We start from the raw sequence: 23553 nt of genomic DNA, 5'->3' as shown, positions 1-23553 counted from the left end.
ACACGCGCATGCTTCACAACATTATCTGCGTCCTGCCAGCAGCTTGCGTTCTACATATACAACGAGCTGGTACATCGCTGTGGCGACAGCCGCAATAATGAGCAGGCTCGATAAAACAAGGGTAAAGTTGAATACTTGAAATCCATAGATGATCAGATAGCCCAGCCCTTGCTTGGCGACCAGAAATTCACCCACAATTACACCGACCCAGGCCATCCCAACGTTTACTTTTAGGGTAGAGACAATGGCTGGGAAGGAAGCGGGCAATACTACTTTGGTGAAAATTTCCGAGCGATCGCCACCAAACGTACGGATAACCTTAATATAGTTCTGATCTACTTCATTAAAACTGTTATACACAACAAGTGTAGTAATAATGACTGTAATTGACAAAGTCGTCATGACAATGGCAGTAAATCCTGCACCAAACATGACGATAAAGATGGGACCCAGCGCGACCTTTGGCATGCTGTTGAACACAACCATATAGGGATCAAGCACTTTGGACAAAAAAGGAGACCACCAGATCAGAACCGCAAGCAGTGTTCCGACGAGTGTCCCCAGCAAAAAGCCGACTGCCGTTTCCCCTACGGTTACCCCAACATGCGCCCATAGTTCTCCACTGACGATGTCCTTCCAGATCTGATTAAAAATTTTGCTGGGATAACTGAACAAAAGCACATCAATCCAGCGCAGCCTTCCCGCCAGTTCCCACAGCAAAAACATAAACACCAGCATGGACAGCTGTACCGCCAGCACTTTATGTCGCCATCTGGCAACCTGCTGAATATGACTTTGGTGCAGCTGTCTCATCCAATTATCACGCATTTCCTGCTTCTGATTCGTCTGATTCACCCGTTCTTCTCACCTCCTCCGGACTGATCCAGTTCACTCCATAACGCCTGAAACAGCTCATTGAACCCCGGCTGCTCCCTTGCGTAAAAAGGCTGTGCATTCCGCAAATCTTCAGGAATGATGAACTCTCGCCGAATGCGACCCGGATTGCGATCCAGCACAATGACGCGATCACTGACGGCAATAGCTTCCGACAGATCATGGGTGACAAGCACCGAAGTTTTGCCGGATTTCTTCAATGTGTCCGAAACCAGATCCTCCAGCTGCAGCTTGGTTTGATAATCGAGTGCGGAGAAGGGTTCATCCAGCAACAGTATTCCCGGGTCCGTAGCCAGTGTACGTACCAAAGCCACCCGTTGCCTCATGCCCCCGGATAACTCGGAAGGATACTGGCTTTCGGTGCCAGCAAGCCCCATACCTGCCAACAGCTCACGCGTACGCACACGACTCTGTTCATTAAGGGTACCTGTCAGTTCAAGTCCAATCAGGGCATTATCCAAAATGGTACGCCACGGAAACAGATAATCCTGTTGCAGCATATAGCCGATCTGGGCAGATGGACCTTCGATACGTTTCCCTTTAACCTTAACCTCGCCAGCGGTCGGTGTGAGCAGCCCGGCGATGATCGACAGCAATGTGGTTTTACCACATCCGCTTGGGCCGACAAGACTAACAAACTCTCCCTGTTCGACCTGAAGATTCAAATTCTCGATTACCAGTGATGCTTCGCGCTCGCTGACATAGACTTGCGAAATCCCTTCCAGTCTGATCACCGTTTCGGATTCAGGCATACATGCTCACGTCCTTTCCTGAATACCTGGTTACTTCGTTGATGCTGCATGTTCAGCATAGGAGTTATCGACAATCGTTTGAGAATCCACCCGCTGTTTCAGTTCTCCCGCAGCACTCATAACGTCCAGCAAGTTATTCCATTCATCTTCATCAATGACTGGATCGGTTGCATATGTGCCCTGTTCCTTGTAACGGTTCACACTGCTTATCAAAATGGCCGGATCAATATCTTTGAAGTAGGGCTTGATCACTTCAGCGATTTCTTCAGCCGTATGGGAATCTACCCAAGTTTGTGCTTTTTGCAAGCCGTTTGTGAACTTCTGAACGATGTCCTTGTTATCATGGATATAACTTTGTTTGGTCATGAAGACCGTATAAGGCAGATGGCCACTTTCTGTTCCAAACGAGGCTACAACCTTGCCGCGACCCTCTTTCTCAAAGATGGACGCCTGAGGTTCAAACAGCTGCACGTAATCCCCCGTCCCTGAAGCGAATGCAGAAGCAATGTTGGCAAAATCCACATTTTGAATCAATTCCAGATCATTCAGCGGATCGATGCCATGTTTTTTCAGCGTGAATTCGCCTGCCATTTGAGGCATGCCACCTTTTCTTTGTCCAAGGAATGTACTCTGTTTCAGTTGATCCCAATTGAATTCGCCATCGGGATTACGGGCAAACAGAAACGTTCCGTCCGTCTGTGTAAGCTGAGCAAAGTTAATAACCGGATCTTCTGCGCCTTGTTGGTAGACATAAATAGACGTCTCTGCTCCTACCAATGCGATGTCTACTGAGCCAGCAAGTAATGCTGCCATCGTTTTGTCTCCGCCAGCCGTCGTCTGAATGTCCACTTCAAGCCCCTGCTCCTCAAAAAAACCTTGGGCCACAGCCACATACTCCGGTGCGTAAAACACAGAACGTGTGACTTCACCAATCGTAATTTTGTTTACATCCTTATCTTTATTGCAGCTGGTGAGAGCCACAATGATAATGAGCAAAATGACGATGGCCCGGATGAACCAGGGCGTGTATTTCATGATATTTCCCTCCTTCACTGGTTTCAGCTGTTCTCTCTACTATGGATATGCTGATGCCTAACAAAAGGTTAAGAACTTGCATGCAAAAGAAGAGCCGGGCAATTCTGCCCCGCTCTTCAAAATTATATGTTGATGTTATAGCTGTCCTACAGCTTGTAAATCTCGGTATATTTTGCTTCCAGATAGTCTGCCAAATAGTCCGGGTTCAACTCTTCACCCGTTACGGCGACAATCAATTCGGAAGGGGTACGACTTTTGCCATAACGATAAATTTTGTCAGTTAACCATTCCTTGATGGGAATCAGGTTACCTTCGGCAATATGGGCATCGAACTCCGGCATTTTTTTGCGCAGTGTATGTAGAATCTGTGCAGCATACATATTGCCGAGCGAGTAAGAAGCAAAGTAACCAAAGTCACCGCCCGACCAGTGAACATCCTGAAGCACACCCATACCATCATTCGGCGGCACCACACCAAGATACTCCTTGTATTTGGCATTCCATGTCTCTGGCAGGTCCTTGACTTCCAGCCCTTCGTTAAACAGCATTTTCTCAATTTCATAACGAATGATGATATGCAGATTGTACGTCAGCTCATCGGCTTCAATCCGGATCAGAGAGCTTTCAACCCGGTTAATTGCCCGGTAGAAGTCTTCCAGTTCTACCTCGCTTAATTGAGGGAAGTGCTGTTGCAAATCTTTATAATAGCGCGTCCAGAATGGAAGACTGCGGCCAATCATATTTTCCCAAAGGCGCGACTGGGATTCGTGGATCCCCATGGACGTCCCTTCGGCGAGAAGAGTACCAGCCAGATTGTCGTCAATATTTTGTTCATACAGGGCGTGTCCGCCTTCGTGCAGTGAACTGAAGACCGCACTCGTCACATCATCCTGCAAATAGTTCGTCGTGATTCGCACATCACCCGGATTCAAGCCCGTTGCGAACGGGTGAACACTCTCATCGAGTCTTCCAGCTTCGAAGTCATAACCCATTTGTTCCAGAATAAACAGACTGAATTTTTCCTGTTGTTCCTTGTCAAACAGTTGGTTCAGGAACTCCGTGTTAGGCTTATTGGCCGACGCATTGATCTTCTCTTGCAGGGGCACCAAACGCGCTTTGAGACGGGCAAATACCGCGTCTACCTTTTCAACGGTCAGTTCCGGCTCATACATATCAAGAAGGGTATCATAACGAGTATCTTTCACACCCCAGTAGTCTATGAACTCTTGCTTGAGCTTCACAATATCGGTGAGGTAAGGAGAGAACCCTGCAAAATCGCTATTATGCTTGGCATCTTCCCAAGCCGTTTCCGATTTGGCGGTAAGTACGGTATACGCTTGTACTTTTTCCGGTGGGACGGACTGACTGCGATCATATTCTTTCTGACAATCTTCCACCTGACGGCGGTCAATATCTTCCAGCCGTTCCAGCACCTCTGGACTTGTTAATGTATCCAGGTAAGATTTCATGTCAGCCGAGGTTTGCAGCTTAAATGCTTCAGTAGACAGCATTCCAAGTGTTTCCGAACGTGTCGGTACACCTTTTTTGGGCGCACCTGTGCGCAGATCCCAGTGAAGCAAACCAATGGCTTCATGATAACTCTTGATTTTGCGAGCCAAATTACGGAAGGATTCCAGCTGTTGCTGTGCTTGTTGTTCCATTATTAACGTTCACCTCTTCAAAAAAATGTTGGATTCCCTATTGATGATACTTTTTGCAATGCGTATAATCAACTTTTAACAGATGCAAATTGCATTATTCCTCTAAATCGCGGAATAATGCAATTTGCTGACCGTGATATAACTAAATGAAACCAAAGGACGTAGGACAAGCTGCATTGGATGCAAGTGGCTGTGTTCATCGTATTGGATAACAGGAGGCAATGGACATGAACAACATTCAAGAGATTCTGGCTTACAACAAAACATTTGTCGAGACTAAAGAATACGAAAAGTATACGGCTGGCAAGTTTCCAACCAAAAAGATGGCTATTATCACCTGTATGGATACCCGTCTGGTGGAATTGCTGCCCAAGGCCATGAACCTGAAGAATGGCGATGTGAAAATTATCAAAAACGCTGGCGCAATTATCTCTCAGCCTTTCGGGTCTGTTATGCGTAGTGTTCTTGTCGCCATCTATGAGCTTGGTGCTGATGAAGTACTGGTTGTTGGACATACGGAATGCGGTATGGCTTCCCTACACGCTGAGACCATGATTGGACATATGGTCGAACGGGGTGTGTCTGAGGAAGTCATGAGCACGCTGGAGAACTCGGGTATTCGTTTGCAAAAGTGGCTGCGCGGGTTTGACAGCGTTGAAGAAGGGGTAAAACATACTGTGGAAGTGATCAAGAAACATCCATTGCTTCCGCCCAATGTACCCGTACACGGCATGGTCATCGACTCCTATACAGGTGAACTTGATCTTGTCGCAGAGGGCTATGGGCAATAGACCTCTCTCTAAAATGGTTTGGGTGCGGACCTCCGGGTCCGCACTCTTTTTTGTCTAAATTGAGGCAGTTGTTCTGTCAGGTTGTCAAACCATACAGTTTCAGTGTACACTTTTATGAAAGCGGTCAAAGAAAGCAATTTTTATTGTTTTTGCTGGCCCAGCCCTAATATTAAGGAGACATGTGCATGAACATACTTTCCTACGGATTGCTCGGGCTTCTTACCCGCGAGGAGTCATCAGGCTATGATCTAATGCTGAAAATCCAGCCACATTGGCAGGCTAAACACAGTCAGATCTATCCCCTCCTCTCCAAAATGGAAAACGATGAGCTTTTAGCCTCCCGCTGGGTGCAACAGTCTGACAAACCGGACAAAAAAATGTATGCAGTCACGGAAAAAGGTATTGAAAAACTGCTGGATTGGATGATCACTCCCGTAACCGCTCCGGTTACGCGTGACGAATTCAATCTGCGTATTTTATGTGTAGGCATTGCGGAAGATGGAAGCATGAGACGCATTCTGAACGAGCGCAAAAACTGGTTTTTGGAACGCATCCGTTATTTCGAAGATTTGAAGTCCCGTATACCTCAGGATAATTTGCGAGTAGGCAGTCGGGAATTCGGAAGCTACATTCTGGTGCAAAAAGGGTTGATGAACGCACAGACGGGCATCGAATGGTGCAACTGGGTTACTCAACTACTCGATGGTCAGGCCGCTATTCAGGACCCTTGTCCAACTCATTCAGAAAATTAAACAAATTTTGAAACGTTCCTGCAAGTTGACCGTATTACTTGAGTAAGGCCCAATTTTGGGTGATTCAAACAAATTAATCGGGGGGTTACGATCTTTACAATGAAGAAAAAATTCGGAATCAAACATCTCATGATGGTTTTCATGGCCTTTACATTATTGTTCGCAACAGTCGGAGTCGCAAATCCGGATTCTGCCGATGCTAGACGTGGTGGCGGTTTCAAATCGGGAACAAAAAGCTTTACTAACACACCTAAGAAGTCCGATTCCAACAGTAATGTGAGCAAATCAAATACGAATAACAACTCCAGCACTGGAGCAGCTACAACCAATCGTGGCGGATTCTTCGGCGGTGGCGGTGGATTTATGAAAGGCATGATGCTGGGCGGTCTGGCTGGTATGATGTTTGGTGGATTGTTCGGCGGTATGGGAGCACTGGGTAACATTCTTGGATTGCTCGTAAACGTCGCTGCTATTATGCTGATCGTGATGCTCGCGATGGCCCTGTTCAGAGCCATTACGAATCGCCGCAAACCGGCAGCCGATGGTCGCTATGACCGCAAAAATGATCGTGATGATGATGACCGCAACAGAAACGGACGGTACTAATCTCTATGGTTCTAAGCATGGATGAAATTGTAAACGCGATTTGTATTCACATGGCGGAACGCAAGGGTGTACGCCCAACCGATGTCAATGTGGAACTGAGCTGGGAAGAAGATACGGGATATTCCGCTGAAGTCTGGATTCAAGGCCGCAGTCAATACTTGGTCGAATCCAACATGATTGAAGCCATCCTGCGCTACCTGCACAGTGAATACGACATTCGGGCTTACCGTGAGAATGTAAGACTTGATCTGGATGAAGAAATCACAGCGATTGTGAATCAATAAATTAATAACTAATAAGCCATTTGCGGATGGCATGCATAAAGGACCGTCTCCATCATGTCACTGACATGAATGGGGACGGTCCTTTTGTGTTGCTGGGGAAGAAGATTTAACGTTCGCCTCTACCTTCCCCCGAATCATACTCTGTAATCCTCTTGCTACTTCAATTTCACCAGGCTGTAGTTTTTCTTGCCTTTGCGGATGATGATGAATTTACCGCCGATTGCGTGCTCCGCAGAGACCGTGAATTCCAGCTCCGTAACTTTCTCACCATTCATAGAGATAGCTCCTTTGGTAACATCCTCACGCGCCTGACGTTTGGATGGCTCAAGCCCAAGGTCTACGAGCCAGTCTACAATATTTTTCGCTTCTCCATCGGTCTCGAAGGTCGGCATTTCCTTGAAGCCCTGCTCGATTTCGTCTGCTGTAAGGGAACGAATGTCGCCGCTGAACAGTGCTGCGGTAATGCGCTTCGCCTGCTCCAGCATATCGTTACCGTGAACAAACTTCGTCATTTCTTCAGCGAGTGCCTTTTGTGCTTCACGCTTATGCGGCTCCGTTTCTACCTTTTCAGCCAAGGCTTCAATTTCTTCTTTGCTCAGGAACGTGAAGTACTTCAGGTATTTGATAACGTCACGATCATCCGTATTTGCCCAGAACTGGTAGAATTCGAATGGAGTCGTTTTGTTTGGATCAAGCCAGATGGCTCCACCTGCGGTTTTACCGAATTTCGTTCCATCGGATTTGAGCATCAGCGGAATCGTCAGACCGAAGGCTTTCGCTTCGGACCCTTCTTTTTTACGAATGAGGTCTAGGCCACTTGTAATGTTGCCCCATTGGTCGGAACCCCCGATTTGCAGCTGTACATTCTCATGTTGGAACAGGTGCAGGTAATCGAGCGATTGGAGAATCTGGTAGGAAAACTCGGTAAACGAAATACCGTCTTCCAGTCTGCTCGCAACGACATCTTTCGCCAGCATCGTGTTCAGATTAAAGTTTTTACCGTAGTCACGTAAAAATTCAATTACATTGATTTTATGCGTCCAGTCGTAGTTGTTGACCATACGTACCTGATTGTCGCCATCGGTTACGAAGAGCTTTTTCATTTGGGCAGTCAGCGCGTCTACGTTCGCCTGTACCTCTTCCATCGTTTGCAGGGAACGTTCCGATTGACGACCACTCGGATCACCAATAGTTCCTGTTGCCCCACCAATCAGAATGACCGGGCGGTGGCCGGCGAGTTGGAAACGTTTTAGCATCATGAACGGAATCAAATGTCCAATGTGCATACTGTCTCCTGTTGGGTCAACTCCACAGTACAGCGATACCGATGTCGTCTCGGTTAGCTCACGAAGACCCTCCGCATCCGTTTGTTGGTTAATGGCGTCGCGCCATTCCAGTTCATCAATAATATTCAAAACAAACAACCCCTTCTCTATGCATTGGTATTAGGCCATGATCTACGTTAATTCACAAGCAGCTAAGCCGGGCGAGGCTTTTTTGGACACAAAAAAATCGCCGCCTTGTCTTCAATAGACATAGGGACGATTATCATAACCGTGGTACCACCCAACTTGCACAGACAACAGCTTACACGCTGTCCATACCGCTTTCGGCAAAATATCGTTTGCCATTCCGCTTGGCATTACCCAAGTACTCCAGAGTGTAATTCGCAGCCCTTGTATGTATCAGGTTCCATCAACCCCTGACTTTCTGTAACAGGGACAAAGCCGCTACTGCGCTCTATCAACGTAATTCATGTATTCAATTTATAGCCAGTATAGCCGAACGTTAATATCATTGCAAGGGCAAGTATGCAAACTTAAGATTGAACATCAGATCAGTGCTTGCTCCAAACTTATAAAGTCATCATGTTCAACTTCCCGTGATCATATTCATATGGCTTAAACCATTGTTAAAGACGTTCACCTCCTGGTTTCAGCCTCTCCAGCTCCTGTCGTTTACCCGTCTTATGCCAATGTAAGTATGGATTACCGATCTGTTGGAAAGCCTGCTCAACACTTCGTTCCAGTTCTTGCATCACTTCGCCCGTATAGTTCAAATGTATCTGTTTATTATCCACACCATGCTGTTCCAGCAATTCTACATGCGCCGCCGTAAAAATGATATCCTCCAGCAGCCAGTAGATGACTTCATCCGTCTGGTTCAGCCGTTTCTCCAGCATGACAATACCCCGCTCGTATATTCGAACAACATACACATCATTTTCGATTTCTACATAAGGAACGCCTTCCCATTTAAAGGCCTCAAACAAGCGGTTAACATAGTTTTCCAACTGTTCCCTGTGGAAGGATGTACGCACAAGCAACTGTAGAAGGGTTTTTGCAATCTCTGTTTTGCTTCGTATGTCGGACATATACTCACCACCTCGAAAAGTTTCACATCGTTTATTCGCTGTATGCGTTGGCATGATAATGAAAAAGCTGCCAAATGGCAGCCTCTTCCCAGCATTTCTTCAATCAGGTCCCGCAGAACGTCTGATAGGAGGTATTGCACTGAGCAGGCAATTCTGCGTATTCAGCCTGTTCAGGAGAGTGTGCAAACGGGTTTGAAAGCACTGCAAGAAGCTTCTCCATCACACTGAGATCCCCGTGATTCTCCGCTTGTTCCAACGCTTCTTCCACCCGATGATTACGGGGAATGACCGCCGGGTTGCTGTTCCTCATCAATTGTTGTGATGCTTCTTTTCCTTGCTGCTGTCTTCCCAATCTTGCCGTATAGCGCTCATTCCACTGCTCAAACTCTGGTGCTTCCCACAACGGTGAGCCTTTAAGCGGTGTGTCAAAGGTCAGCGCCACGAACGTATTCGTGTAATCGGCACTATGCTTCTCCATCAATTCAAGAAGATCCCTGATTAGCGCTTCATCCTCAGCCTCTTCATTAAACAAGCCCAACTTGCTCCGCATGCCTAAAAGCCAGTAGTGGTGATACAATTCAGAGAATTGTGCAATGGCATCCTGGGCGATTTGTACGGCCTGTTCTTCATCCTCATGCAGCAGTGGCAGAAGCGTCTCGGCAAACCGAGCCAGATTCCAGCCACCAATATACGGTTGATTGCCATAGGCATACCGGCCTTGTGTGTCAATGGAGCTAAATACCGTCGCTGGATTATAAACATCCATAAAAGCACAAGGACCATAATCGATTGTTTCACCACTAATCGCCATGTTATCCGTGTTCATTACACCATGAATGAAACCAACGTGCTGCCACTTGGCAATAAGTGATGCCTGTCGCTTAATCTCTTCCTGAAGCAGCAGGAAGTAACGATTGTCGGCTTCGGCGATATTCGGAAAATGCCGTTGCAGTGTGTAGTCAGCCAATGCTTTGAGATCATCGATTGATCCCCATCTGGCAGCGTATTGGAAGGTTGCTACACGCAGATGGCTTGAAGCCACTCTCGTCAGGATTGCACCAGGTCGTTCTGTTTCACGTATAATGTTTTCTCCAGTCGATACGACTGCCAAACTTCGCGTGGTTGGAATGCCCAGTGCATGCATCGCTTCACTAATAATATACTCCCGCAGCATTGGCCCAACGGCAGCACGTCCATCACCTCCGCGAGAGTAAGGGGTTCTTCCCGAACCTTTGAGCTGGATATCCACTCGCTCGCCTTGCGGCGTAAGCTGTTCTCCCAGCAGCAAAGCCCGTCCATCACCAAGCATATTAAAATTGCCAAACTGGTGACCCGCATATGCCTGAGCCAGAGGCTCGGCTCCTTCCGGAATCAGGTTACCTGCGAAGACCTCCGCTCCTTCAGCACTATTGAGAGCCTCAGCATTTAACCCCAAGCTGGTAGCAAGTGATGTATTGAAGATGATCATCTTTGGTGATTGAACAGGTACCGCTCCCTGCTTTGTAAAAAAAACCTGTGGCAAATGCGCATAACTATTGTCAAAATGCCATCCTTTTTTCTGTGTTTCTTGTTGCATGGTGATCACAACTCCTTTTCTGTAACCAGGGTACATCCCTGGTTTTATTTTAGCCTTGTGAACCAATGCTCATTTATGTAGTCGCATGGAAATTCAACAGAAAGAACATGTAACATGTTCATGATGAAACTTTAGCATATTTATATCCCTTTTGCATTCATCCTACAGTAACTTTCGTGATTTATACGATAACTGTTAAATAGCCCCACCCGATATTGTTTCCAATCCAAATCATACTAAAAACCCAAGAGGTTTCTTTGGTGAATGAGTCAGAATCCGTCATTCCACCGCAGTTGAAACCGCCTTGGGGGCCATTCTTGTGAGTCACAAGCCTGTAAATAAAACTAAATTAAGTATGTGCTTCTTGGGCCTGAACGGGCTGTACCGGCAGACTCTCCTTTTTAAATCCGAGGTTAAAGAAGACATTGAGCAGGATAGCGCACAGACTACCTGTGATAATGCCATCACCGACAATAATGCGAATACTTTGAGGCAGCTGGGCAAATAGATCAGGAACAGCCGTTACACCAAGACCAAGGGAAACCGAACAAGCAACGATCAATAGATTGGATTGCTTGCCGAAATCGACATGTTGCAGCATTTTAATCCCGGATGAGACCACCATGCCGAACAGAACCACCGTTGCCCCTCCAAGCACCGCGCTGGGAATAATCGTTGCAAATGCCGCAACTTTGGGGATGAGCCCGAGAAAAATCAGGATGCCTCCGGCCGCAACAACCACATTGGTCGTTTTCACCTTGGAGAGCTGAACCAAACCGACATTCTGGGCAAATGTGTTATACGGAAAGGCATTGAAAATACCGCCAAGGACAAACGCTAAACCTTCCGCACGATACCCTCGCGCCAGATCCTTTTCGTTAATCGGTTGATCACAGATTTTGCTTAGAGCCATAAATACACCTGTCGACTCAATAATAACAACCGTACCTACGATAATCATTGTAATAATAGGGCCCAATTCGAAGGTAGGCCATCCAAAATAAAACGGCTGCGGCAAGTGAAACCAGGAGGCTTCCTGCACGGAAGCGAAATTCACTTTCCCCATTATAGCAGCAACAAGGGTGCCCACAATAATGCCGAGGAGAACTGCGAGGGATCTAACAAAACCGCGAGCATAGCGATTTAGTATGAGAATAAAAAGTAACACACCGAATGAAAGCGCCAAGTTATCCAGACTTCCGAAATTCTCGCTGTTTGCTCCACCCGCCATGTTCTTGATACCCGTTGGAATCAACGCCAGACCGATAATGGTTACCACCGTGCCGATTACGACAGGAGGAAACAGTTTGACAATTTTACTGAAGAAGACAGCACATATGACGATGAATATCCCTGCTGCGATAATGGAACCGTAAATGGCCGGGATCCCGTATTGTGAGCCAATCGCAATCATGGGTGTCACGGCAACAAATGAGCTTCCCAGCACCGCCGGCAATCCAATCCCCAGATACTTTCCTTTGCGTGCCTGAAGCCAGGTTGCAACCCCACAGGTTAACAAGTCAATGGATACCAGATACGCGAGCTGTTCAGCAGTCAGATTTAGCGCCCTTCCCACAAGCAGCGGAACCAAAATGGCCCCGGCATACATCGCCAATACGTGCTGAATTCCCAGTGAAAAAATCCTCATTCTCTTGGTTTCTCTCATCCCAACCTGCCCCCTGTAATTTAGATTCCAGTTACCGCTGCAAATCATGTTATGTTGATTCACATTATATAAACAATTGGGGGAAGTTCCATGATTCATAACATAAGATTGTTGGAGGATATAAAGAGAATCAATGTTTTTGGGCATGTTATACAAAACAAAAATAGTTCGCTCTCTTTTCACGTAATGTTAGTTGACATAAAAAGGTCATACACTCCAAATAAAGTGAAGAAAAGCAAATTCTTTACCCAACCTCTTCCTCTTCCTTTTCCTTTTGTCCCATTAGAGCGTTGTGAGTGAAAACTGCCGAGTTCTAGTGGGACTAAAAAAGGCAGAAATTGTTCGCTCCATAACAGAGCCAGCAATTCCTACCTCGAAAATTTTATTCTATCACACGACAATCCGCTAATATTTCCGGTTTGTATCGCATACTGTCTGATTCAGTGATTTTACGAATGACTCTGCACGGTACACCTGCCGCTAAAGAGTTCTCCGGGATATCTTGGGTCACGACGCTGCCTGCACCAATTACGCATCCGTCTCCAATCGTTACCCCACCGCATACAGTTACGTTGGCAGATATCCATACATCGTTTCCAATAGTGACAGGTTTAGCGTAACAAAGAGACTTGGGTGTCCCATGTTGATCCAACATCTGTCGACGCTCTGAAGCAATGAATGGGTGAATTGGCGTAACAATGGTCACATTGGGTCCAAAACTCGTATGATTACCAATGGTGACTTTCGCATCATCTTGAACAGTAAGATTGTAGTTACCAAAGAAATAATCACCGATATCGGTATGAACTCCATAATGAAAGAAAATCGGGCCTTGCATGAAGCACCCCTGTCCCTTTCGACCAAGTAATTCCTTCAATAACAATTCTCGTTCCTCGACTTCATCCTCAAATGTACGGCTATATTGATTGCTCAGTTTATGCGAACGCCGTTTCAGCGCTTTCAATTCCGAATCACTTGGACTAAATAAAATCCCCTTCAATATGCGTTCTTCTTCAGTCATATATTTTCAGCTCCTATTATCCTTTTTTGATATTCAGTATGATACCGATCACATAAATATTATTTCTTAACTGCATAAATCTAGAACAGGTCCATCATTTTCTGAATGGTAAGAAGAACTCCATTCTCCTGATTAGATTTGGTAACGAAACTTGCTGCTTTTTTAGTATTTTCACAGGCATTACTAACCGCAAAGCTATATTTAGCAATTGCCATCAGTTCCACATCATTCTCCCCATCCCCAAATGACATTGTTTCTTCAGCTGTTACGCCCAACATTTCTTGCAGTTTTTTTACTGTCTCGCCTTTATGTGTGTGCAGTGCCGTAATATCAAGCCATCTTGCTTCTGAATCCACAATGTAGATTTGCCCATCCAGCGTCAATTCAACATATTCTCTCAGTGCTCTGCTCCGCTCTTCAGGATCATACACCGTAATTTTAATGAGTGGGCTATCGATTTCAGAGAAGGAGCCTATTTTAATGACATGTTCATAGGAGCCTTTAACAACCTCATACATGTCTTCATGGATGGAAGAATGCACATATGCAGCATCACTAGCGCATACAATTATGGTCATGTTATCGGCGAATCGTTGAATCTCTTCTAGAGCACGCAGAGCGAGATCCCGTTCGATGCTGAATTCCTTCACAACTTTTCCGTCCTTCTTGATTCGGGCTGCACTGTCTCCAAGAATCCAGATTCCCTTTCCATGTTCCCCGAACAATTTCTCCACACGCTCACATTGTTTTCCCGTACATGCAGCAAAAATGATTCCTTTTTTCTGCATTTGTTCATGTACATCAGTAAAAAGCTTGGTATCGAACAAACCCCGGTTGTTGAGAAAAGTACCGTCTAGATCAGTAACAACAAGTTTAATCATAAATAGTTCCTCCAATTGTGGCTGCCAGAATATAGTGTCATTCATCCCACTGCATTCCCGCTCCTATCAAAAAGTTCAGAAGCAATAAGAATATATAGATACTTTATAATGTTTATTTATAAAGTATCTATAAAATAATGTAGTGAAAAGCTCACTTTGTCAATCATCGGGAACCGATCAGCTACAACATCATTGTATTTCATGTAACTGGTTTCATGTCAACACCATCTCTCTTATCAATTTTTAGGGAGTGAAATCAACTTATCTGATATTCATGAGTAAACCTTTATCCTAACGAGTTATAAAACGTTGCATTTACAACATAAAAAAACTGATTTATTATATAGAAAAGTGCTATTGGAAAGGATGCACGCTCTAGCATGAATCGTATTATATTTAGATCACCTAGAATTCTTGACTTTTGGACCGGAATTATTCTTTTATCCCTAGGCATCTCATTAAACATAAAAGCCGGGCTTGGCGTCTCTCCTTTTGATGCCTTGTTGGTGGGGTTATCCATGCATGTGGGGCTTACTGTAGGAAGTTGGGAGATTTTGCTTGCCCTGATCATGATTTTTCTCAATGCTGTCCTCATTAGACAGAAACCTGAATTCAAGGGATTGCTTACTGCTCTTGCAACAGGCTTGTGTATTGATACCTGGCTCTGGGTTATTGAACACTGGCTTCAGGTAGGACACTTGTCCAACTTCATTTATTTTATTGTCGGCATGTTTGTTTCCGGATGGGGTACAGCTATGTATTTACGTGCTCGCTTTGCTCGTATACCTGTCGATCATCTAATGGTCATCATTCAGCTCTTAACGAAAAAAAGTGTGATGTACTCCAGAACGTTGATCTATATTGTTTTTTTGGTTCTCTCCTTTTTATTTCAAGGGCCCATTGGGATCGGAACCGTATTGACGGTATGTTTCGGAGGAGCCATCCTTCATTTTTTCATGGCACAATTGAATCGTAATAATATCATTACAGCCCAGAAATCATAGAAATTTGCATACCCAAATGGATTTGTGTTTACACATCTGAACCACCATTTGGTCCTTCCTCAAAATAATAAAAGCCGCCTATTGGCGACTTCGATTGTGACGCTATTTATGTCTTCCGGCTTTCGGCACCAAGAAACCAACTTTTAGATCGGGAAGTCGGCCACGATCACATTTTCCAGCCAACCATCGAGTGAAGCTACGAATGCTTGATGGGCAGGATGAGGGCCATAGGAACGCAACGCTTCCTGATCTGTAAAAGTAACTCTCAATCCAAGGGTATAACCTTGGATATTATTCGTCTCTTCAGTCACGTTAATTCCCGCAGTCAGTGCTGTGATTCCCGGAATCTGTTCCTTCAGGGACAACAATTGATTCACGAATTCCTGCTGTTTCGCAGGTGTAATTTTATCATTGAATTTAAATACAACCAAATGTTCGAACATTTCTTCTTTCCTCCCATTTACTTTCTTGAATCTATTTATCTCGAAGCAACGCTCTCCAATCATGATCTAAGTGTACCTCGTACGATTTTCATTGCAACTCCAAGCCATGGTGTGACTCTACTGGACGTACCTTTCAAATAATCCGAAGCTTCAAATTCAAACGATGCTTATTTCTTCAAAGCTCTGCTCTGAACATGATGCAGCAGCTTCTTCAGCCAGGTGATATCGTTCTGAATAGAGTGGTAGGCATGATCTTTCATTAAAAACAATGTATCTTTCAGATCCACCTCGAACTCCTCGATCTCTGGCCTATCACGTTCAATATATGCAATTCTTTTTTCCAGTTTACGAAGAATATCCTCAATCAGATATGCAATCTTGTGTAAGTCCACCTTATCCAGATTGACCAGCGCTGCATAGAGGGATTGCACGTTCGTGAATTTTTGAAAAGCCGCATAGATCCCCTCTTGCAAGGCATCCCGTCCTTTTTCAGTAATACCATAAGTCGTTTTATCTGGTCGATTATCGGTTTGTATAATTTCGATCTTCTCAATCAGACCCTTCTTCAGCAACACTTCAAAATTATAATAAATCGTGCCTTCCGTTACTTTGGCATCGGTTTGATCCAAATGTTTAAGAATTCTCTTCTTAATATCATAGGGATGGCACTGTTCCTCGCTTAACGTACCAAGTATAAAAATTTGAATCGACATGTGACTGCCCCCATTTCTGCTAATCCAGAGGGCGAGTACAATGAAGCACAACGAACCAGCCCTCTCTCTCTATTTTAAACCATAACGGACTGTTGTACAGTCTCCTTCAAAGCATCGGTTTGACGGGCACTTTTGAAATGATGGATTACGATGTTGATTGCAAATGCTGCAAGACCAACCAACGCCAAACCTATTCCGTAATCGAAGGTTTTTCCCCCGCCAAAGAGAATATTGTAGTCCAGATGAGTGGAATAGAACATCGGTGTGATATGGCTCATGAATTTAAAATATCCTGGCATCATCTCGGGAGGCAAGGTTGTGCCATTAGCAATCGTCTGACTGAGCAGAATGGGCAAGTTAAGCAGCATGCCTCCCTGACCCAGCAGCATGATAAAGATACTTGTAAATTCAATACAAACGAATAACTGAACGCTGTGTAGTAACCATAGTTTCATAAATGTCTCCATCCCATACCCCTGAACCATATAATATATGCCTATGGCGACCAGTGGAGCGATCAGTGAGATGAGCAGGTTAACCAGACGCAGGGAGAAAAATGCCTTCCATTTCCCCATCTGTTGTTGCAGCGATCTTAATCCCCCCACACTTTGCATGGAATAGATCATCGCTCCTACATATAGCGCCATGGTGATAAACATCGGGGCCATCTGATTTTGCATACCTGCTGGCTGCGGGTTGGTCATAACCAGATTGGAGGAAACTTTCCCCATCGTGGCTTCCACAATCTGTTTGGATTGGTCCGCAGGAACCTGCATACGGTTTAGCACACCCTCGAAGCTCTGGGATTGAACTTGCGCTTGAAGTCCGGCTGTGATTTCTGTGGAGACCGTTTTCATCATGCTTGTAACGGTTGCTGGATTCGATTCATTAACCAAATTTATATTTATAATACTTGAATTAAAGTAATCTGGTTTGTTATATTTGTCAACAAGGATAGTTTAGGAAGATAGATATCATGGCCCTGCTCCCTATCTGCTATCCGATCAAGCAGGACCTCATCATCAGATTCACCCAATCTTCGAACCAAGGAGGCGTAAGGAATGAGCAACCCGATTATTTCTTTATCCGAAATGACCGACTTTGAGTCCAAGGAAGATGAATTCAGTCCTCACCATTGGTATCGCCACATGCTGAAGCAAGACCCTGTCGTTTATAATGAAGCGTCCGATTCATGGCATGTATTTGGGTATGATCTTGTGAAAACGGTCCTTAATGACCATGAGCATTTCTCCAGTGAACGCCAAAGAACCATTGTTAATGTAGGGTATATCAGCGAGGATGATAACAACAACGAAGGGGAACATCATATCCCGGATCGATTGGATATTCATAATGTGGACCCACCGGAACATCGTAAACGGAGATCATTACTTGCCAACGCATTTACGCCAAGAAGCTTGCGGTTATGGGAACCACGGATTCAGGCACTTGCCGAACAACTGGTAGCCAAGTTTGCTGATCAACCTGTCGTGGATATCGTCGAGGCATATACGAGCGTATTCCCCGTCATGATCATGTCAGATCTGCTGGGCGTTCCCTCGAAGGATCATCATTTGTTCAAGGAATGGGTTAACCAGCTCTTTCTGCCCTCCACCCATGCCACCTTTGCTGAAATTAACAAAATGAAAAAAACGGCCGGAGAAGAATATTTCAAATACCTGTATCCTGTCGTTGTCGCCAAAAGATTAAATCCGGGAGAAGATATCATATCTGATCTCATCCGGGCAGAGGTAGATGGCGACCACTTTTCAGATGAAGAGATCGTACGGACAACGATGTTTATATTGGGTGCTGGTGTGGAAACGACGAGTATCCTGCTCGCCAATTCGTTCTATGCCATGTTGTATGACCAACCAGGAGTCTATGCGGAGTTAAGAAACGATCCCGAGCTGATTCCGAACGCGGTGGAAGAGATGCTAAGATATCGTTTCAACATCAGCAAGATGGATCGTATGGTCAAAAAAGACAACAACCTGCTGGGGATTGATCTCAAAAAAGGAGATGCCATTGTTGCATGGATGAGTGCAGCCAATGTGGATGAACGTATATTTGAAGATCCATTCACATTCAATATTCATCGCTCCAACAATAACAAACAGATTTCTTTTGGGTATGGCACACACTTCTGTCTTGGCGCACCACTTGCCCGGTTAGAGGCCAAAATCGCACTCTCTACCTTCATTCAGACCTTCTCACGCATTGAGAACGTGGAGGGATTTATTCTGGAGGACAACCTTGTTCCAGCCGCCGTCGGACAATCCTTAAATCATTTGCCGCTTAAACTATATAAGTAATACAATCCTGTAGAATTTTCTTATAGATAACAAAAAAAGAGCAGATCATCTGCTCTTTTTCTATGGCGTTATTTATTCAGTATTCCGGCCCCGTTCAACAGAAAAGGAACTACCTGCTCGGCCAATTCAGTCGGGGATTGCTGTCTTTCTTCCAAATTCCAGCGATACGTCACCCCATAGATGGACCAGCTTAGCATATTTGCCAAATAAGCTTTTACACCAGAACGCTTGCCACATTGCATTAAGAGCTTGTTGGTCGGACTTCATTGAAACCAATGTGCTCCAATGCCTTGCTGGCAGCGGGTACGTTGGTTTTATATGCGTTTCCGCCTATGACGGAGCGAGCAATATCATCCAAGAAAGTTCCTTCTATTCATATTATAATGGCATTAACTTACTAGAAGGAAGGTGCAGCAGGTGACTCGCGAAGTGCGAACCGTTGTGTTTGATCCCGATCTACAGCTTGAAGCCTATCAATTTGAAGGCATTATGCAGAAATTCCCCAATCACTTTCATGACTATTACGTCATTGGTTTTATTGAGCAAGGTAAACGACATCTCGTATGTAATAACGAAGAATATCTCCTGAACACAGGAGACATGATTATTTTTAATCCGCATGATCCCCATGCCTGCGAACAGGTGGACGGCAGAACTCTGGATTATCGCTGCGTCAACATTCAGCCTGAAATCATGCGCCAATATGTACATGAAATTACCGGACAAGATTACTTGCCCCGATTTACTTCCCCTGTCCTCTACCAGAGTGAACATGTTGCTTCTTTACATGAGCTTCATCAGATGATTTTGGAAGAGCAATCCGACTTCTACAAAGAAGAGTTGTTACTCTTTCTGCTGGAACAGCTGCTAAGAGAATATGCCGATGCTGAACCGCCCGTTTCCGCCCAGGACGTCACCATCGAGATCAGACGCATATGCGAGTACATAGAGTCTCATTACATGGAGAGTATTACGTTGAACCAATTGGTGGAGTTAACAGGATTAAGCAAATACCATCTGTTGCGTTTATTCACTCGCCAAAAAGGAATATCTCCCTACCGCTACCTGGAAACGATTCGCATAAATCAGGCCAAGCGGTTACTGGAACAAGGACAGCTCCCGATTGAGGTCGCATCGCAAACAGGATTTAGCGATCAGAGTCATTTTACGAATTTTTTCAAAAAGCTGATCGGCTTGACACCCAAGCAATACAGACGCATTTTCAACCATGATGTGGAATCAAAATGCTCCATCGATGAGATGTCATGACAGATCAGAACAAAGTCTCCACCGGACATCTGCTGGCCTTGCTTACAATCCTGATCTGGGGAACAACGTTCATCTCCACCAAGGTTCTGCTGATTGACTTTACGCCTGTTGAAATTCTGTTTTTTCGTTTCCTGATTGGCTATGTGGTACTGCTCCTGATCTATCCGCGTTCAATGCGAATGACGTCTTTCAGAGAAGAAGGGCTGTTTATCGGGGCTGGATTATGCGGGGTCACGTTATATTTTCTCATTGAAAATATTGCACTGGTGTACACACTTGCTTCCAATGTAGGCATTATTGTCTCCATCGCCCCTTTCTTCACTGCGGTCCTTGCACATTTTTTCCTGAATGGAGAGAGATTGCACAGGCGGTTTATTGTGGGCTTCGGCATTGCCTTGACCGGCATCATCCTGATTGGACTCAACGGCAGTATCATTCTGCAACTGAATCCGCTGGGAGACCTGCTCGCTTTCGTGGCACCAGCTGTATGGGCGATATACTCTGTACTCATGCGAAAAATTGGTAAACTTCCGTATCACACCATCGGTGCAACACGCAAAGTATTCTTTTATGGACTATTATTCATGCTGCCAGCCTTGTTCCTATTTGAATTTCACTTTGATCTCGGACGCTTCGCGAACATGGCCAACCTCTCGAACCTTCTTTTTCTCGGGCTGGGTGCCTCGGCCTTATGTTTTGTAACCTGGAACCGGGCAGTGAATCTGCTGGGAGCCGTCAAAACAAGTGTCTACATTTATTTGGTACCTGTCATTACCCTGATCGCTTCCGCTCTGATACTGCACGAACGAATTACCTGGATAACACTACTTGGAACGTTGCTAACGTTACTCGGATCGTTTGTTTCAGAGAAGAAAGTACGAAGCAAAAAACACCTTAACCTGTTAGACTAGCCCATTGAACTTTTCAACAAAAAGAGGCATTGAATCCACGATGGATTAGTGCCTCTCTTCATTGTGCCAGGGACATGATTTGAATTCAATTCTTAGTCCAACATGGACAACAGGTGTTCCAATTCCTGCTCCTCCAGATGTCTCCATTGTCCACGTTCCATTCCATCCAGCGTAACATTCATAATACGGACGCGCTCCAGCTTGAGCACTCTGTAACCCAGGGCTTTGCACATTCTGCGGATTTGCAAATTAAGCCCCTGAGTCAAAATGATACGAAATACGTTCTCGCTCTGCTTATACACCTCACACGGCTTTGTCACCACATCCAGAATCTCTACTCCTTGCGACATCGCCCGCACGAATTGTTCTGTCAGAGGTTTGTCTACGGTCACCACATATTCCTTCTCGTGGTTATGCTCCGAACGCATCATCTTGTTCACAATATCTCCGTCGTTCGTAAGCAAAATCAAACCCTCTGACGCTTTGTCCAATCTGCCGATGGCAAAAATGCGTGATGGATAATTCACATACTCAATGATGTTTCCCTCCACCTGTTTCGCTGCTGTGCAGACAATACCCATTGGTTTATTAAGCGCTAGGTAGACAGGCTCACTATCGTCACGAGGAATTTCCTTGCCATCAATGAGCACGATATCCTCTGACTCAACATCCGCTCCTTTTTCGCATACTTCGCCATTGATCGTAATCCGCCCGGCTGCAATTAATCGGTTAGTTTCCCTTCGGGAACAGTATCCCGTTTCACTTATGTATTTGTTAATGCGCATGTTTCACCACTTCTCATCTGTAATATTACCGCTGTTTCATTAGCGAATTCATATCCTCATGTAATTTACTTCGTACAATAGGTCAGTACCTTGTACTGATTTTCATCCCACATCATCTCACTTATATTGAAACGAAGCAATGAATTGTTATACGAAAGTCATCGGAAATCCAAATTGAATTTTGAAATATACCGACTCCAGAGGATCGCAAATCAGCCCAGCGACTACGTTCTTTCTCACTTCTCACTTCTCACTTCTCACTTCTCACTTCTATCACTCTCTATCTTTTCGTTTGGAACCCATGCTCAGTAAGACTTTCCTCCAGTAAACTTTGTACTCCAATGCAAATATTATGGAATACATCATTTGTTCATTTGTTCTCCTTCACCCCATTCGACACGAAATCGTTTTAGGGTGAACATTGTGTGAGTAAGATCATACATTCGTCAAAATTTAACATTATTTTACAATAAAAAGCATGTACAATTGCATAATTATGGTATAAGTTATATATCAAAGAAACATTTATTACAAAATATAAAATTTATATCCATCTTAGGAGGACAACTCATGAGAAGAATTTTCGCTTTAAGTTGCGGTTTCTATCTGTTAATCGGTATAACCAGCGTTGTGCTCGGTGCACTTCTACCCGTTTTATTGACACATTATGAGCGTGGTTACAGTGATGGCGGATTTTTGTTATTTTTGCAATTCCTCGGTTTTCTTGTCGGGGTGCTCGTTGCTCCTTCCATGACTGCCCGCATCGGTCGAAAATCCATGCTGACCCTTGCACTGATCTGTATTGTGGCGGCTTATGCTGTTCTCGGATTTTTACCATCCTGGAGTGTGGTTCTTCTTCTCACCATTCTCGTTGGCTTTGGCTCAGGCATCATTGAGCCCTCCGTTGGTGCATTCACGATAGAATTTACTGAAAATCAAAAAGCGGTCGCAATGTCCAAGCTTGATGTGTTTTTCGCTCTGGGCGCACTCCTCATTCCGGCAGTTGCCGCCTTATACATCTGGCTGGACCTGTGGCATCTCACGTTTTATACCGTTTCCGCGTTATCCCTTATTCTCATGTTATTATGGGTGACCATGCCCACCTCAGCTGCTTCTTATCTGAAACAAGCCGGTGAAAATACAGCTTCACATACAGCAGGCAGAGCCAGGTATTCCAGAAAACATCTGGGGTTGCTAACGATATTCGTCATCTTTTTCTTCATCTATATGGGGCTGGAGCTAGGGCTGATGAACTTCCTGCCTTCTATCCTCGTGGAACGATTGCAGCTGCAGGAGTCTGTCGCTTCATTGAGTGTGTCCATTCTATGGATCGCAATGATAATCGGCCGTCTTTTCTCTGGAAAAATTGCAGAAGCCGTTAACTACATGCCTTTCCTGATCTGGAGTACGGTGGGTACACTTCTGTTCACGGTCGCCATGGTGTTCGTGACAGGCCAATGGGCAACGTATCTACTGATTTTCGGAACTGGATTATTCATGTCAGGGCTGTTCTGTATCGCACTGGTCTATGCCAACCTTTTAATTCCTGGCATGACCGAGAGAACAACCAGCATCCTGATTGCATCGGGCGGTATTGGTGGTGCCATCTTGCAATATGTAACGGGTTGGAGCATGAGCGCATGGCCTGTAGTGAATACGATCTGGATTCTAGCCGGATTTTGTCTGATACTACTCTTCACCCTCATTCTCTCTCAGCTCTGGAACGTCAGGAATAGCACCGTAAGTGGGACTCTCGCACATCCAAGCAAAGAGATCTAAACGCTGCTTCTTGAGAGGGGTGATGCCTGCGTAATCCGGAA

Annotated in this window: 24 protein-coding genes and 1 other annotated feature; of the genes, 9 read left to right on the top strand and 15 right to left on the bottom strand. The window is 45.1% G+C overall.

All coding sequences use genetic code 11. From position 1 onward, the window contains the following. Positions 1 to 21: 21 nt before the first annotated feature. The 4 genes from P5G61_RS12195 to P5G61_RS12180 all read right to left on the bottom strand — a co-directional run bounded on the left by P5G61_RS12195 (position 22) and on the right by P5G61_RS12180 (position 4342). Positions 22 to 813, bottom strand: a complete 792-nt coding sequence (locus P5G61_RS12195) for an ABC transporter permease (RefSeq protein ID WP_373456216.1) — start codon at positions 811 to 813, stop codon at positions 22 to 24. Between the two features lie 38 nt (positions 814 to 851). After that, on the bottom strand, positions 852 to 1646 hold the full coding sequence (locus tag P5G61_RS12190) for an ABC transporter ATP-binding protein (protein WP_301246669.1): 795 nt from the start codon (positions 1644 to 1646) through the stop codon (positions 852 to 854). A 30-nt stretch (positions 1647 to 1676) separates the two neighbouring features. After that, on the bottom strand, positions 1677 to 2681 hold the full coding sequence (locus P5G61_RS12185) for an ABC transporter substrate-binding protein (protein ID WP_301246668.1): 1005 nt from the start codon (positions 2679 to 2681) through the stop codon (positions 1677 to 1679). 146 nt (positions 2682 to 2827) lie between these two features. After that, positions 2828 to 4342, bottom strand: a complete 1515-nt coding sequence (locus P5G61_RS12180) for a carboxypeptidase M32 (RefSeq protein ID WP_301246666.1) — start codon at positions 4340 to 4342, stop codon at positions 2828 to 2830. A 227-nt stretch (positions 4343 to 4569) separates the two neighbouring features. On the opposite strand from P5G61_RS12180, the gene P5G61_RS12175 reads away from it, so the two are divergent. From P5G61_RS12175 to P5G61_RS12160, 4 genes are all read left to right on the top strand, one after another. Next, the gene (locus P5G61_RS12175; RefSeq protein ID WP_079349272.1) at positions 4570 to 5133 is read left to right on the top strand and encodes a beta-class carbonic anhydrase; all 564 of its coding nucleotides are present in this window, start codon (positions 4570 to 4572) and stop codon (positions 5131 to 5133) included. Between the two features lie 185 nt (positions 5134 to 5318). After that, entirely contained in the window at positions 5319 to 5885 is a 567-nt protein-coding gene (locus P5G61_RS12170; protein WP_024630484.1) for a PadR family transcriptional regulator, read from the top strand. Positions 5886 to 5984: 99 nt separating this feature from the next. Next, positions 5985 to 6491: a hypothetical protein gene (locus tag P5G61_RS12165; RefSeq protein WP_024630485.1), complete on the top strand. Its 507-nt coding sequence runs from the start codon at positions 5985 to 5987 to the stop codon at positions 6489 to 6491. A gap of 5 nt (positions 6492 to 6496) precedes the next feature. Further along, positions 6497 to 6775 carry a YxcD family protein gene (locus P5G61_RS12160; protein WP_024630486.1) on the top strand — a complete coding sequence of 93 codons (279 nt, stop codon included), beginning with the start codon at positions 6497 to 6499 and terminating at the stop codon, positions 6773 to 6775. A 155-nt stretch (positions 6776 to 6930) separates the two neighbouring features. Here the strand turns inward: P5G61_RS12160 and tyrS are convergent, their stop codons facing one another. The 6 genes from tyrS to P5G61_RS12130 all read right to left on the bottom strand — a co-directional run bounded on the left by tyrS (position 6931) and on the right by P5G61_RS12130 (position 14293). Next, the gene (tyrS, locus tag P5G61_RS12155; RefSeq protein ID WP_301246663.1) at positions 6931 to 8190 is read right to left on the bottom strand and encodes a tyrosine--tRNA ligase; all 1260 of its coding nucleotides are present in this window, start codon (positions 8188 to 8190) and stop codon (positions 6931 to 6933) included. Positions 8191 to 8309: 119 nt separating this feature from the next. Next, positions 8310 to 8531: a binding site (T-box leader), on the bottom strand. 156 nt (positions 8532 to 8687) lie between these two features. Continuing rightward, positions 8688 to 9149 (bottom strand): Imm63 family immunity protein, encoded by a 462-nt coding sequence (locus P5G61_RS12150; protein WP_301246662.1) that lies wholly within the window; start codon positions 9147 to 9149, stop codon positions 8688 to 8690. 103 nt (positions 9150 to 9252) lie between these two features. After that, entirely contained in the window at positions 9253 to 10725 is a 1473-nt protein-coding gene (locus P5G61_RS12145; protein WP_301246661.1) for a protein adenylyltransferase SelO, read from the bottom strand. A gap of 349 nt (positions 10726 to 11074) precedes the next feature. Then, positions 11075 to 12391, bottom strand: a complete 1317-nt coding sequence (locus P5G61_RS12140; RefSeq protein ID WP_301246660.1) for a nucleobase:cation symporter-2 family protein — start codon at positions 12389 to 12391, stop codon at positions 11075 to 11077. A 382-nt stretch (positions 12392 to 12773) separates the two neighbouring features. Further along, entirely contained in the window at positions 12774 to 13412 is a 639-nt protein-coding gene (locus P5G61_RS12135; protein ID WP_301246658.1) for a sugar O-acetyltransferase, read from the bottom strand. A gap of 80 nt (positions 13413 to 13492) precedes the next feature. Continuing rightward, positions 13493 to 14293 (bottom strand): HAD-IIB family hydrolase, encoded by an 801-nt coding sequence (locus tag P5G61_RS12130; RefSeq protein WP_301246656.1) that lies wholly within the window; start codon positions 14291 to 14293, stop codon positions 13493 to 13495. A gap of 380 nt (positions 14294 to 14673) precedes the next feature. Between P5G61_RS12130 and P5G61_RS12125 the strand changes: the two genes are divergently transcribed. After that, positions 14674 to 15297: a YczE/YyaS/YitT family protein gene (locus P5G61_RS12125; RefSeq protein ID WP_301246654.1), complete on the top strand. Its 624-nt coding sequence runs from the start codon at positions 14674 to 14676 to the stop codon at positions 15295 to 15297. A gap of 143 nt (positions 15298 to 15440) precedes the next feature. Here the strand turns inward: P5G61_RS12125 and P5G61_RS12120 are convergent, their stop codons facing one another. The 3 genes from P5G61_RS12120 to P5G61_RS12110 all read right to left on the bottom strand — a co-directional run bounded on the left by P5G61_RS12120 (position 15441) and on the right by P5G61_RS12110 (position 17313). Further along, a complete protein-coding gene (locus P5G61_RS12120) occupies positions 15441 to 15740 on the bottom strand; it encodes a Dabb family protein (RefSeq protein WP_301246653.1) in 300 nt (99 codons plus the stop codon). A gap of 167 nt (positions 15741 to 15907) precedes the next feature. Further along, complete coding sequence (locus P5G61_RS12115; RefSeq protein WP_301246651.1) at positions 15908 to 16453, bottom strand: PadR family transcriptional regulator; 546 nt, start codon at positions 16451 to 16453, stop codon at positions 15908 to 15910. Positions 16454 to 16527: 74 nt separating this feature from the next. Beyond that, a complete protein-coding gene (locus P5G61_RS12110) occupies positions 16528 to 17313 on the bottom strand; it encodes a hypothetical protein (protein WP_301246650.1) in 786 nt (261 codons plus the stop codon). Between the two features lie 201 nt (positions 17314 to 17514). Here P5G61_RS12110 and P5G61_RS12105 point away from each other — a divergent pair, with 201 nt between their 5' ends. Further along, entirely contained in the window at positions 17515 to 18768 is a 1254-nt protein-coding gene (locus P5G61_RS12105) for a cytochrome P450 (protein WP_301246649.1), read from the top strand. 68 nt (positions 18769 to 18836) lie between these two features. On the opposite strand, the gene P5G61_RS12100 is transcribed toward P5G61_RS12105, so the two are convergent. Beyond that, the gene (locus P5G61_RS12100; protein ID WP_301246648.1) at positions 18837 to 18974 is read right to left on the bottom strand and encodes a hypothetical protein; all 138 of its coding nucleotides are present in this window, start codon (positions 18972 to 18974) and stop codon (positions 18837 to 18839) included. 211 nt (positions 18975 to 19185) lie between these two features. On the opposite strand from P5G61_RS12100, the gene P5G61_RS12095 reads away from it, so the two are divergent. Together P5G61_RS12095 and P5G61_RS12090 are read left to right on the top strand one after the other, a co-directional pair. Beyond that, entirely contained in the window at positions 19186 to 20037 is an 852-nt protein-coding gene (locus P5G61_RS12095; protein ID WP_301246646.1) for an AraC family ligand binding domain-containing protein, read from the top strand. Beyond that, positions 20034 to 20948 carry a DMT family transporter gene (locus P5G61_RS12090; RefSeq protein ID WP_301246645.1) on the top strand — a complete coding sequence of 305 codons (915 nt, stop codon included), beginning with the start codon at positions 20034 to 20036 and terminating at the stop codon, positions 20946 to 20948. The genes P5G61_RS12095 and P5G61_RS12090 overlap by 4 nt, the downstream gene beginning before the upstream one ends. Positions 20949 to 21040: 92 nt before the next feature. Here P5G61_RS12090 and P5G61_RS12085 read toward each other — a convergent pair whose 3' ends face one another. Continuing rightward, positions 21041 to 21733: a pseudouridine synthase gene (locus tag P5G61_RS12085; protein WP_301246644.1), complete on the bottom strand. Its 693-nt coding sequence runs from the start codon at positions 21731 to 21733 to the stop codon at positions 21041 to 21043. 570 nt (positions 21734 to 22303) lie between these two features. Here P5G61_RS12085 and P5G61_RS12080 point away from each other — a divergent pair. Next, positions 22304 to 23512, top strand: a complete 1209-nt coding sequence (locus P5G61_RS12080; protein ID WP_301246643.1) for an MFS transporter — start codon at positions 22304 to 22306, stop codon at positions 23510 to 23512. The last annotated feature ends 41 nt before the right edge of the window (positions 23513 to 23553 follow it).

The organism is Paenibacillus vandeheii (assembly GCF_030433635.1).
In the GTDB taxonomy this organism is placed as follows: domain Bacteria; phylum Bacillota; class Bacilli; order Paenibacillales; family Paenibacillaceae; genus Paenibacillus; species Paenibacillus vandeheii.
This window is presented reverse-complemented; position numbering and strand designations above follow the sequence as displayed.